General features: G+C 44.1%; 13 protein-coding genes and 1 pseudogene. 2 read left to right on the forward strand and 12 right to left on the reverse strand.

The genetic code is table 11. From position 1 onward, the window contains the following. Positions 1-249: 249 nt before the first annotated feature. Genes AB4405_RS06875 through AB4405_RS06885 form a run of 3 tightly spaced genes read right to left on the reverse strand, consistent with a single transcriptional unit; the run spans position 250 to position 2555 of the window. Positions 250-1440 carry a winged helix-turn-helix domain-containing protein gene (locus AB4405_RS06875; protein ID WP_372060189.1) on the reverse strand — a complete coding sequence of 397 codons (1191 nt, stop codon included), beginning with the start codon at positions 1438-1440 and terminating at the stop codon, positions 250-252. Positions 1441-1474: 34 nt separating this feature from the next. After that, the gene (locus tag AB4405_RS06880) at positions 1475-2233 is read right to left on the reverse strand and encodes a metallophosphoesterase (RefSeq protein WP_372060190.1); all 759 of its coding nucleotides are present in this window, start codon (positions 2231-2233) and stop codon (positions 1475-1477) included. A 52-nt stretch (positions 2234-2285) separates the two neighbouring features. Beyond that, positions 2286-2555, reverse strand: coding sequence for a hypothetical protein (locus AB4405_RS06885; protein ID WP_372060191.1), 270 nt, complete (start codon positions 2553-2555; stop codon positions 2286-2288). A gap of 225 nt (positions 2556-2780) precedes the next feature. On the opposite strand from AB4405_RS06885, the gene AB4405_RS06890 reads away from it, so the two are divergent. Next, the gene (locus tag AB4405_RS06890) at positions 2781-3020 is read left to right on the forward strand and encodes an RNA recognition motif containing protein (protein WP_102470423.1); all 240 of its coding nucleotides are present in this window, start codon (positions 2781-2783) and stop codon (positions 3018-3020) included. 113 nt (positions 3021-3133) lie between these two features. On the opposite strand, the gene AB4405_RS06895 is transcribed toward AB4405_RS06890, so the two are convergent. From AB4405_RS06895 to AB4405_RS06905, 3 genes are all read right to left on the reverse strand, one after another. Then, the gene (locus AB4405_RS06895) at positions 3134-3556 is read right to left on the reverse strand and encodes a GNAT family N-acetyltransferase (RefSeq protein ID WP_372060192.1); all 423 of its coding nucleotides are present in this window, start codon (positions 3554-3556) and stop codon (positions 3134-3136) included. 224 nt (positions 3557-3780) lie between these two features. After that, a complete protein-coding gene (locus AB4405_RS06900) occupies positions 3781-4014 on the reverse strand; it encodes a hypothetical protein (RefSeq protein WP_372060193.1) in 234 nt (77 codons plus the stop codon). A gap of 503 nt (positions 4015-4517) precedes the next feature. Then, positions 4518-4823: a hypothetical protein gene (locus AB4405_RS06905; protein ID WP_372060194.1), complete on the reverse strand. Its 306-nt coding sequence runs from the start codon at positions 4821-4823 to the stop codon at positions 4518-4520. A 273-nt stretch (positions 4824-5096) separates the two neighbouring features. On the opposite strand from AB4405_RS06905, the gene AB4405_RS06910 reads away from it, so the two are divergent. Beyond that, complete coding sequence (locus AB4405_RS06910) at positions 5097-5972, forward strand: radical SAM protein (protein WP_372060195.1); 876 nt, start codon at positions 5097-5099, stop codon at positions 5970-5972. A 161-nt stretch (positions 5973-6133) separates the two neighbouring features. Here AB4405_RS06910 and AB4405_RS06915 read toward each other — a convergent pair whose 3' ends face one another. The 6 genes and pseudogenes from AB4405_RS06915 to AB4405_RS06940 form a co-directional block, all read right to left on the reverse strand. Continuing rightward, entirely contained in the window at positions 6134-6772 is a 639-nt protein-coding gene (locus AB4405_RS06915; protein ID WP_372060196.1) for a hypothetical protein, read from the reverse strand. An 8-nt stretch (positions 6773-6780) separates the two neighbouring features. Next, entirely contained in the window at positions 6781-7782 is a 1002-nt protein-coding gene (locus tag AB4405_RS06920; protein ID WP_372060197.1) for a 5'/3'-nucleotidase SurE, read from the reverse strand. 95 nt (positions 7783-7877) lie between these two features. Beyond that, positions 7878-8975 (reverse strand): hypothetical protein, encoded by a 1098-nt coding sequence (locus tag AB4405_RS06925; protein ID WP_372060198.1) that lies wholly within the window; start codon positions 8973-8975, stop codon positions 7878-7880. Next, positions 8969-9817, reverse strand: a complete 849-nt coding sequence (locus AB4405_RS06930; RefSeq protein WP_372060199.1) for a hypothetical protein — start codon at positions 9815-9817, stop codon at positions 8969-8971. The genes AB4405_RS06925 and AB4405_RS06930 overlap by 7 nt, the downstream gene beginning before the upstream one ends. A gap of 68 nt (positions 9818-9885) precedes the next feature. After that, positions 9886-12000 (reverse strand): methyl-accepting chemotaxis protein, encoded by a 2115-nt coding sequence (locus AB4405_RS06935; RefSeq protein WP_372060200.1) that lies wholly within the window; start codon positions 11998-12000, stop codon positions 9886-9888. A gap of 243 nt (positions 12001-12243) precedes the next feature. Next, a pseudogene (locus AB4405_RS06940) lies at positions 12244-12362 on the reverse strand (IS5/IS1182 family transposase); the annotation flags it as partial.

Below are 12362 nucleotides of genomic sequence, written 5' to 3' on the forward strand. Positions count from 1 at the left end.
AAAACTTAGTTTGTAACTTTGACGCGACGTATACCCCTTTAGTCGAGTTCTCCCCATTACGGGAAATCGCTATGATCTCAGCGTTACTATCAAGTACCCAAATCCTAAAAAACAACCAGAAACTCAGCCCTCTGGTTTTGATTACTATCTTTGTATTTCGCAGCGCTCTCCCGCTGCGTTTTTTTTATCACTCTTGTCTATCACTCGATACTGTTCTGTCCTCGTTACCCTCTAGGTATTGCACTCTTCTTACGTCGTACTACTCATTGAGGTAACACGAAGAATCTTAAACGACTCACAACCATTAAAAGTCGCAAACTGTTGTAGCTCTGCTTCTAATGCCGACATGAATGTATCCATTTTTCGTAATTTAGCTTCAACGAATAAATGACGAACTTCTAGCGTCATCGTGGTTCGATTGGCCTTACAATCCATCCTCGCCACCAGCTCACCATTCCACAACACGGGTAAACAGAAATAACCAAACTGTCTTTTTGCTTCTGGCACATAGCACTCGAGTAGATAATCAAAATCAAACAACGTTTTCGTTCGCTTTCGTTGAATCAATGCATTATCAAATGGCGACAGTATCGCCGCTTTCGAGCGTGAAAGTGGGTATTTTAGCCGCTCTAACGCCTCAGGAAACATCACGTACTGATCACCTTTGATGTTTACGCTGACCAACCTTCTGTCTTCAAGCATCTCGTTGATGACCGCATTTACGACTGGCTTTATTCCTTTCAACAGGTATGTCATTTCCGATAACCGTCCAACGCCATTCGCCGTTAGGTATTGGGTGAGTAAGAACTGGGCATACTCTCGGTCAGTCGGTACTCGAGTATCAATAGCTGAAGGAAGCACGCGCTCGGTAAGGTCATACACCTTATGAAAATTACGGCGCTCCGTAATCATTAAATCCCCCTGCATAAACAAGCATTCCAGTGCCCGCTTTGCCGGTTTAGTGCCCCAGCCTTTATTTTTATAACCACTGCCTTCAAAATCTTTTGCTAGCAATGGCCCCTCAGTTTTGATTCTGCTGTGAACTTGATCCATTAGCGCTACGTCACTTTGGTACCAATGACGTTGACTGCCATTCTTAAATGCCCGCTTACGAAATAGAGTGAATCGATAATCTTTCATTGGTAAGTATGCGGCCGCATGAGCCCAATACTCGAAAATTTTTCGCTCGTGGGTAAGCTGGTCTAGATGAGTAGGTTGATAGCCTCTATTTCGGGACCACAACGTATGATGGTGCGCACGTTGTACTACAGAGATCGTATCGATCTGAATATACCCGAGCTGCTCGATCACCGTCAGTGTGGCTTCACTTGCTTTGTTTTCTTTACGTGCTTTACTTCGCTGCGATTTTGCTGGTAATAACTGGGACAGGAGTACGAGTTTTTTTGCCTCTGACGGCGACAGTGTTTGTAAATTGGTCAATTGAGCTCCTCATACTGCTTTAGCTGGCGATGCATTATCCTTCGGCTAAACATCGCCCGGTCGTTAAGAAATGGACCCAATCATCTCTGTGTCGAGCATTGGCTGCTTTTGCCGCCTCACCAACATCATAAGGTACTTTATAAAATTCGGGCTGCCACGAGCCATCAAAGCTTTGAGCCATTACTGTATATGACGCCATCGCAGAATACGTTTCCATTCGATGTGGCAAAGGCGCATCGTCTTCATAAGCTGGCAGGCCCACACTTCCTGGGTTAATAACCATCTGCCCTGTTGAGAGTTGTACGCTCCGAGGTATATGAGTATGACCGCACAACACAATAGGTGCACTCACATGACCTAATAATTCAATAATATTTTTATCTTCTCTAACCTTGGCACACCCAGAACTGACCTCTTCAAGAAGATAGACCAGATCATCAGAAGGGGTACCATGGCAAGCATAAATATCATCATTAATGTGGCAGTCGAAAGGAAGTTGGCGCATCCACTCTAAGGGCTCTTCCCCCAGATCTTGCAAAATAAACTGCATGGTTGGGTTGAACTCTATTTCAGCGTGAGTAGCTTGGTAGATTTGCCTATCTTGATTACCGCAGATCGTGACGGCATTCAATGACTGCAAAAAGTCATAGGTGGCTCTCGGCGCGATGGGACCATATAGAATATCCCCCAAGTTGATAAAATCGCTCACGCCTTTTGATTTAGCATGAGCGACTACCGCCTTAAGAGCGTGTACATTACTATGGATATCCGACATGACGGCGATTTTTTTCAACACGTGATCCTTGTGTTAATAGACAATGTTAAAGGCAAGAGTTGTCGTTCGCTTAGCCTTCATCTGAATGACTAAATAGACGGCTCACTTTATGCCCACATGCAAAACTGACCACCGCAATGGTCACAAATGTCATCGCAGCATAAGCATATCCAACAAACGTTGAGACACCAAACCCCCACACAAAACTAAACACAAGTCCATGAAAAGCTTCAGGGATCCACTGATAGATAGAGAACTGCGAACCTTCTACAATAAAAAAGACACTCAAAAATAAAGCAATCAAGGCAAAAAGCGCACCAACAATATTATGACGATTCATAGTCACATGACACCCATTAAAATCTATATTTAGGCACACAGTCTACTCTCACAAAACCTATTGCTCAAAAACAACTTAACACGCGCAATAAATATTCTAGCAACGGCTTTGCCGTCAATCTGAACATCAATTGATGACAAAATACAATTAGCGCCATTAATCTCTTGGTTTGCACTCGTGAACCTGAGACAATCCCACTTGGAATTCCAATATCAACGGTTCATTATGAAACTTTTAGTTCGCAACCTCGCGCGCACAACCACTGAACATGAAATCCGTGTTCTATTTTCAGCTCATGGCTCGGTCGGTGAATGTACACTCGTACTTGACCAAGAAACGGGCCAATCGAAGGGCTTTGCATTTGTTGACATGCCGAATGACGACGAGGCGAAAGTAGCCATTTCTACTTTGAACCTGACTGACGTTGCTAAGAGCAAGATTCGAGTTAAGCGCGCTGAAGGTTAACTTTCACGCACGGTAAGCGAGCCTCGAAACACGCACCTCAAAGCACGTTAAAAAAGCCAGTCATTCACATGAACTGGCTTTTTTAATCGCCCATGGCAATTAAAATGAGGCATTTATGACGACAGTGTTTTCGTCATAAAGTAGCGCTCGCTAGTGGATATAGGGTGTTGACGTAAGGTCATTTCTACCTGATACCCATGACGCTCATAAAACGGCCTTGCTTGAAAACTAAATGTATCGAGAAGACTGGAGTGACAGTTATGCTCTAATGCAAACTGCTCAGCTTGGCGAAGTAACTCGCTACCAATACCCTGTCCTTTAGATTCACTATCTACCCACAGGAACTTGATACTCAGCCACTGCCCTAAGATCTCGCCAGTGAGTCCACCTGACTTTGTGCCGTCAGCGTAATAAGTGAAGCAAGCAAAATCGGTAAAAAACACCTCTCCTAGCTTTGATAAATTGTGTTGTATCACCCCGTCACGGATATCTTTCACATCTTGCGCGGATGGGTTAGTCGTGATCGTAATATCCATAAGTATTCCTTCTGCAACCAACTTGGCTGCCGCTTTAAAAACGTGAATCTCACTATACTGCACGTTTTTCTATGAACAAACTCAGGCACTATTATTTCAGCGAATTGTTTGGCGACCTATTCGGTGTTCGAAAGTGATATGCGATAAAAGATTCGCTAAAAATATACACCCTCTACCATGGCTGCAAACCAAGCTGCAAACAAAGCTCGTAATTAGTGATTTACTTATTTTTTATCTGCACACACTAGGATTTGCTTCGTCTTAGCATCCATCAAGCAATCGGTTGAGTTGCCCGACTTATCTGTCCGTTGAATTTCTACCATGGCGCCTGCACTTGTTACTAAGTGACGTGCCTCCAGAGGGGTATCTTTATGCTTAATGCTCGATGTTTTTAGAGTAGAAAGGGGCTTATTCACAGGCGAACTTGCTGCATACACGTCAATAAATGGTGTACTCACTATCAATACCGTCAGCATCCACACACTGTACTTTGATCGCCGACGCACAAATAAGCCGTTTTTCATGACGTGAAAGCAGAAGGCGTTACCTAATGATATAAGTAAATAACATCTCGATAAGTGAGATACTCGCAATAGAGGGGCTGGGCTGTGCGCAGCCCGATAACGTTCAAAGGTGTCAGACATAATTTCGCTCTGGGTTGCCGTTTGAAGTCCTTTAATCGTTTGTCTCCGTGACCAAACAGACCGTAACATTCTCTACCAATAAAGCAAAAACACGAACTATCGATAAATAGCATACGTACCCGTCATAAAGGCTTGACGATTTATTCTGAAACCCTACGGTGGACACCTTTGTGCTAACTAAAAAGACGGTCAACATTGGATTGATTTTGGTAATCAGCACGCTCTATTATGGTTCTCACAAGCAGCACGGTATTCATCAAAATTCCACATGCTATGTTTAACTGACACTGCGTCTTAAGGTGTTGAAAAAACTATCCTTATACAGGCTCAAACAAACGTCGTGATGATGGTAGAGGCTCACCAACCTTTATTCGCTCAGCATCGATAAGTAGGTAGCCTTTACCTCCAGCCGCATTTTCTATACGCGTGATAACAACTTGCCCTTTAAACCCAATACCCACCAAGCGAGCAATAAGTTGCTCAGGGGCTTGTTCAAATACCACACTCAGAAAAGGTAAGTGCTCATCAGACACGGTCCCTGTCTGATTAAAAATATCCATCGCCTTCGCTAGGTGTTCACTATCAGTAAATTCGATAATTTCGACAATCTGTTCAAACAACATTCGCTTTCAATTCCATTTTATTCAAATAGTTACGTTATAGTCATAGATGGTAACCCATTATGCACATAAGGTTAAATGCATTACGGAAATATACTCGAGCGACACTTACAAACCCTACGCTCGTTATAAAACACTCCGCCTTACAACGCCTTCACTCTACTACCACCATTATCAATATTTTCTAAAAACTGATTCATTAATAGTGATTATTATCAATTTTTTTTCCTTTGCTACACTGCGCCGGTCAACTCAACATCTAGCTTAGGAACACTTATGCATTACGAAGGTAAAATTTATCGTCCTTGGATCGAAGCAGAGAGTATTCTCATCCAAACCACACTCGGATGTAGCAATAACCAATGCACCTTCTGCACGATGTTTGACGATAAAAGATTTAAAGTTCGCGATATTAAGGACATTTTTCTTGATATTGAAGAAGCCAGAACCCTCTACCCATACGTTGAATCCATCTTTCTGATCGACGGGAACGTCATGGCGATCAGAACCGAAATGCTGATTGCTATCCTTGATAAGATCAAAACAACGTTTCCAGAGATTAAAAACATTTCGTTATATTCAGGATTTAACGACTTTCGCCGCAAAAGTTTATCGGAATTAAAAGAAATTCATTCTGCTGGCTTAACAATGGCTTACTCAGGGCTAGAATCTGGAGACCCAACCGTATTGAAGCGCATCAAAAAGAAGATGACGCGTGAACATGCAATTGAAGGTATGGCGCTGGCCAGAGACGCTAACATCAAAGTACTTGCTTCATTTATCTTTGGATTAGGCGGTAAAGAACGCTCAGTAGAACACGCTGTAAATACGACAAGCTTGCTGAATATTATGCAGCCAGATGCCATCGCTCCCATGGCCTTAGCCATACAACCTGGATCTGAGCTTGAAAGAGAAGTCGCGCGTGGTGAGTTTACTTTGCCGACGCCTTTACAAATTCTAGAAGAAGAAAAATATCTACTAGAAAACATGAATGGGTTTGATTGTTATTATTGGGGTGACCACGGCAACAATATCTCCCCCATGCGTGGCATGTTGCCGGCGGCACGTGATACCTTTCTAGGTCGCATCAATCAGAATATTGCGATGAATCCTATCACCAAAGAAAATGTCATTCAGTCCTTTGCCTGGTAGCGGATGGTTACATTAGCAACCCACCTGCCAGATAACCGATATCACTAGCTTATCGATAATGAGTAAAAATAAAAGCCCCGAACAGGTCAATGAACGGGGCTAGGTTTTTCTTTTATTTCTTACCGTTAGTGCTTAGTTGCTCAACCGCACTTTCCACATCACTATTTATACCAATAACCAGACAAATCGGCATTTGAGGACGTTACATACAAGACATCCCCTTGTTGATTTAATGTATGACCTTCCACCATACTCATTGTCGCTTTCGCAAAGCACGTGCCAGCTTGAAATTGGATCTCGGTTCCACTCATTACACTGGCTTCTTGCGTGCAGTGGCCTAATTCCAAATGAATAACTTCTGCATTACGGCTCAGTGTCATCACTGAGCCTAAACGGTTCTCAAAATGGCCATCTAAATCAGCAATCGTGATAGCATCGACATCCAATGCACGACCCGTCATGGTTACCTCCGCCCCCGCCACGCGGCAGAGCTGCGTGTCATCCGTTAGTGAACACGACGTTTCAAGCTCTGAAAATGTCACTTCGCCGGTTTGCTGATTATAAACACCCAGTGTCAACTGCGATGCTTCATTATCTAATACCTTTTCGAGATAAAACTGACCGTCATTGACCGTTAATTGATAACCGACCGCGGAACCATCAACCAGCTGAGTCCCCACATATTGTCCTCGATACTGCTCAACAAAGTCACTCTGGGAAGTCACATCAGATCCCGTATCGGTATCATCACATGCAGACAACAGAGCGAGCGAAGAAAACGCCAATAATAAACGATACATAGTGCCTCCTACAGGTCACGAAGTTGGTAGCGAGTCCATTCTGACTTTGCAGTGGTCGCCTGAACATTCGCTTCAATCGTTGATATCGTCACATAGCCTTTCGAGACGGCCACCCCTTCACTATTTTCCGCTTGGTCTGGGTAATTTTGGTCTAGGTCAATGACCACACCGCCTTTATCACGATACATGTCTTTCGCCATCGCCAGCGCTTCCTCTTTTGTCATACCAGGGACATTGGCCATAATTTCTTCCGCGACCAATTCCATTGCCATCACGTTGTCAGCCATGTCCCCTGCAAATTTGAGTACTAAGCCGCCATTACCTGGGTTCCAGCCTACTTGCGTGTGTTTAAACCCAAGATGATTTTGTGGATCCGCCGGTGTATTAACATTCAGTCCGGTATAACGAGGCAATAACGGCGCCCCTTCTTTTTGTTTTGCCACCAGCTCGGCTAGCAGTTGCACAACAATTTCAGCCACATAAGGTGCCTTTGTCGCATCACCATCGGCCGCACTAACCGCAATGGCGGGAATGCCTTTAGCAATGGACACATTGGCGGCACCCAACGTACCCGAGTTGTTCGTTAGGTAACCTAAATTATTCCCTTCATTTGGACCTGATATGACAACATCAGGGGCTTTTCCCCATTTTTCTTGAGCGTAAACATCGATGCCATACAGAGCAGCCATCGTCGGTGTCCCCTCAACAAATTGATCGTAGGCAACGCTTTCGTCAGTATCACCAACACAGACTTGATTGTCCGCCAACTTACTGCGATCAACATTCACCGCTTCAAAGAAGTGTACCGCGCCACCTTTACCACTTTGCCCTGTGCATGGCGCAGCCATGATCACATCGTGACCGGCGCTTTGCAGTTTTTCATGCAGTACTTGAATATTCTCAGTTGCCCAACTGTCATCATTCGTTAGAACAATATTAAGAGCCTGAGCGCTGAATGTACTGGCAAGGCCAATGGCAAGAGAGAGTGTCGCTAACTTGGTGTTCATCATGATTCCTTTCAAATGGGATTAATGTCGCCACCCAAGTTAGGAAAAAGATGTGACAGTTACGTTTCAACCATCACTCTAACCAGTTATAGATATCTCTAACTCATATCAATCTGTTTTATAAGCGATTTATTTATGACGAGTTGATATTGATATCGTCCTGTTTTGGCGTGCCTAGTTTTACAAAACAAAAAATCTTTCGCCTTATGACCCAATGCGTTGGTCAATTCATCTTTAATTTTGTTTCGATTTTGATCGAGCGTTTTTGCTCTCAGCCCAAAATGTTCGAGATCGTTTATTGCTCGAGCATGACCACCATAACCTCGCATTAATTGCGCCAGTTCTTGGCCTGCCTGTTTATCGGGTTGGTGCATTGAAGGATTCACATACGGCGGTAACCCCTCCAGCTGCCGCTTGGCGTACCACAAGTAGTAAAAGAAAGGCGTTTTGGGCATGACAACACGCCCTCCCCCTATCACAATACTTTGTGTTGCTAGCTCAAAGAGCAGTTCTTCCTCGTTATCACAGATTGGTAAATGGTCAGTGTCATGTCGCATTGCTCGAGTGATGGTGTTCTTGGGAGGAATATCTGAGCTGGGCTCATCGATGGCTGGGGTCTCCAAAATACTTTCAACATCAGACGCCACTTTCGTCTCAACTCGAGCTGGCGCGGTGATTATCTCGGCTGATAATGCTGAATCACTGCGCAAAAATAGAAAACCAACAGTCATCATCGATATTGGATTGACGATAAGCAGTGGTGCTAGCCCCCACCAATGCCATGTCATCTTTAACGACCATTGAATTGCATACAAACGCTGGTCAAACATGAAACGGACATCGGCAAATTGACCGGCCTCCTCCTGTGTTAGAGATATCTCTAACACCTTTATCGTATTGACTATTTGCCCAATGAGGCCATTGTGCAGTGTGAGGCCCTCAATGAATGTCTTTATGTTCGCACTACTGCTTAACACTAATGCATGAGCGTCTACGCTATTGACTGAGGCTTGCTGTAATAATTCAGGTAATCGATGCGTTAGCATCCGCGCGATAGCGCTCTCAAGTAAATAGTGTAAGAAGAAGAAAGATAAGGGAATCGAAGCGACAATCAGCAGTACCTGGACGCACAAACCAACATCATGCCTCCTAAGCGCGGATGTCGATGGTGAAAACCACGTAGAAAAAATTAACATTGTTCGCCTTTTCTTAAGTCAGAGATCTCAAAAAGCGGCGAATACTCTTCCAAACTCAACGTTAATTCCTTAAGAAAATACGACTGGACTCGACAAGAAAGTGACGGTTCTACGTTGTTCGCAATAAAAAAACTGCCCAACGAGGGCATCGTTTTTAATAGTATTCGCTTGTTCTCTGGCCACTTTGAAAGTTGTGGCTCTATCCCCAAACCAGGAATAAAGTCGACCTCTTGCTGCTCAAAAGCACGAAGCATTTGCTCTCTGTTGCTAAACCAACGTATGCGCTCTTTGTCAAAAGTAACACCATGCTGCTTTAACGTGATAAGGGGAATAAGGTGCCCAGACTGACTTTTGTTATCACGTAATAATCCTATTGTGCGCTTGTAAAAAACGCTGCTAGACAAAGCCGCTATGGTCATTTGTCCATAAAAGTACACTGAATATTTGGGGTACGAGACGATTTCTCGATACAGGGTAAGGTAGTCGGGGACGAGCCCATTAAATTCCCGATGCCGCGTCATGATAAGCTCATATTGCTGACCCAGCATCTCATCAGCAGACAATTGTTGACGAGGTTTCCAAGACACAACAACATGACTATATTGGCTATTTTTTAATAGCCTATTACAGAAATTATCTGCCAGTTGCTGGGCATTCCAATCGGTGGGAATATAGATTCTAAATGACGCACTCCCTTGCGCTTCATCAACCGAACACCGAGCTTGTGAAAAAATAGGGGCATCTGAAACACTGATTTTTGGCAATGCTATATAAACATAGATCGCCGTTAACGCCACAAACACTGAGAGCAAGACAAATTGTTTTCTAATTTTAAATGACATAGTACTCCTTCACTACGCCACCTAAAATAATCGTTAAATATGACAGAAACATGAACTTCTGTAAGCAATTATGACACTTCGAAGCGCCCTACAAGCTGGTCGAGCCTTGAGATCGCATTTTGCATTAATGCGGTTCGGCGTGCCAATTGTTGTGATTGTCCCTGAAGTGAGTCTGTCGAGTGAGCGGCTTTTTCAGCGGTTGTCGCATTGCTCGCACTCATGCTGGCCAGATCAGTAATCACTTCAAAGAGTGAGTTCACAGAGCTCTGAAGGTGATCATTTTTTTGGGAAGCGTCAACAATTTGGGAGCGACTCTCTACATTCGATATGCCTTGTCGCATCGTTCCTACGGCTTTTTCTGACTGCTGACGCAACTTATCCATCAACTGCCCAATATCTTGTGCCGCATGGGCGGTTCTGTTCGCTAACACTCGAACCTCATCCGCCACAACAGAAAACCCTCGACCATGCTCTCCCGCTCGCGCCGCTTCAATCGCCGCATTTAACGCCAGTAAATTGGTTTGTGCCGTAATATCCGTAATAAGGGTGACGATATCGCCAATCTTTTCCATTTCAGTATTCACATCGTTCACACTAATCGCCGACGATTGGACTATCGATTTAATGGACTCGGCGTTGTCTCTGGCTTTCTCATATTCATTTTGCGCATGTTCAACCGAGTCTTGCATCAGACCGTGCATTTCGTGCGCATTATCATTGGCAGATTGTATTTCATGCCCTTGCTTGCCCGATAAATCAAGTAGTTGAGCAATAGAATGTGCCGTTTCATCACTTGAATTCGACAATCGCTGACTGCAACGAAACATCGACTCGGAGACCTTATTCACCTCGCGACTGGCATAAACGAGCTCCGATACCACAGTCTCAAGGTTATCAATGAAACTGTTGGTCCAACGCCCTAGATCTCCGGTCTCATCTGATTTAAATTTTGTCGCATCAAGCCGCTGCGTTAAATTACCATCCCCTTCCGCCAATACCTTCATCACACCGGTCATCTGCTCTAAGCTTCTTGCCAATGGTTTGGCGGTCAACTGTTGAAACAATACTGTCATCAACATTGCAAACACCAAAGAAACACCGGCACTCAGCGCTGCAGACCAAGACAAGAAGTGTTGAAGTATTAAAGGCAGCGAAGTGATAAGAAGTGCAGACATAAAGAACCGAGACGTTAGTCGTCTGGAAAGCGAACGATGTCGATGCACTTCTTCTAAGTCAGACTCACACATCATTCCCCACCTATCGGGAGAGCCCGGTAGCGTAAACGTCACGCCTTTTCCTATCACCGGGATATGTCGGTAATCGGAATACCCCGGATACGCCACATACACATTACTACCATGCCGAATCGTTTCTCTCACTCCAGGATGAAGCTGGTTGGTTGCGGGGTCATTAAACATGACTTCGAATTCAGTATGGTGCTTGATTTTCACCATCCCCCAGTCCGTCGAAATGCCTTGTTTCAGGTTCTCTCCGTGAGAAAAGGTATTATCTTCAAATCGTGAACGAGAAAGTGCCGTGCCCTGAGGAATAGAGGTATCGAATTTGGCATCAACCATAAAAAGATAATTATCACCCGATTCACTGTAAATATGCCCAGCTTCACGTTGGATTATGTCACCGAGCACGTCGTTCGGTACTCGGCCACATAATATACGTTGTTCACCATCATTGGTCAGTAAAGGCTGGTAGAACATGAGCGTAACCGCGTCATGAAACTTAGACGATGAGGGACCTATCTTCAGTGTTAAGGCGTCCACATATGGACCATGTAAAAAGTTTTTTTGTCGACCTAATTCCAGCGCTTTTCTTTCGGTAACGCGGGTATTTATATGTGCTCGATACGTTGAGTGACTAACACTATCTGCCGCATCAACAATAAAAAGCTCGGAAAAGTCTCGACCACGTTCCAGCAATAACCCCAACGCTTCTGAATATTCATCCTCTGGTTTTGAAGACAGATAAAAAGCCGCATCCTCTAGAAAACGCCACTGGTTCTTCGCCCACGTAGTGAGAAGCTTCACCCGCGTCTCAGCAATACTTTCAAACGTCTTTTCTAATTCACCAATTCGATTCCGGTTCGCAAAACACGATGCCTTCATTGCTATTTTTCCGGCTTGTCCAAACCACGGTAACCAATGCTTTTCTGAATGAGTCAGATCCATCTCAAATCCTTTTGATTCTATTTTATTGATTACATAGCAATTTTTATACCTGTTCATAAAAATAGAGAATAACTAGAAAAGAGAGGTGGTCTAAGTCATTAACGGCATAACGACGGTTACACGGAGGAGAATTGCACCAAAGTAGTTCATATAGGGCACCATTCTGTCATTGTCGATGATACCACTCGTCAGGCTTTGTTTCCTAATTGGATCTCAGATAGAAACTGCCAATATGGATGATTATTAGGCTATTTCTATCGTTTTAGGCATACCTAACCCTGTGAGCTTATTCAACGCTTTAATCATGGCGTAGGTTTCACCAACCTGAGCATTATAGTTTCTTAAACTTAATCGCCCACCAA

Source organism: Vibrio sp. 10N.261.51.F12, assembly GCF_041471725.1.
Classification (GTDB): Bacteria; Pseudomonadota; Gammaproteobacteria; order Enterobacterales; family Vibrionaceae; genus Vibrio.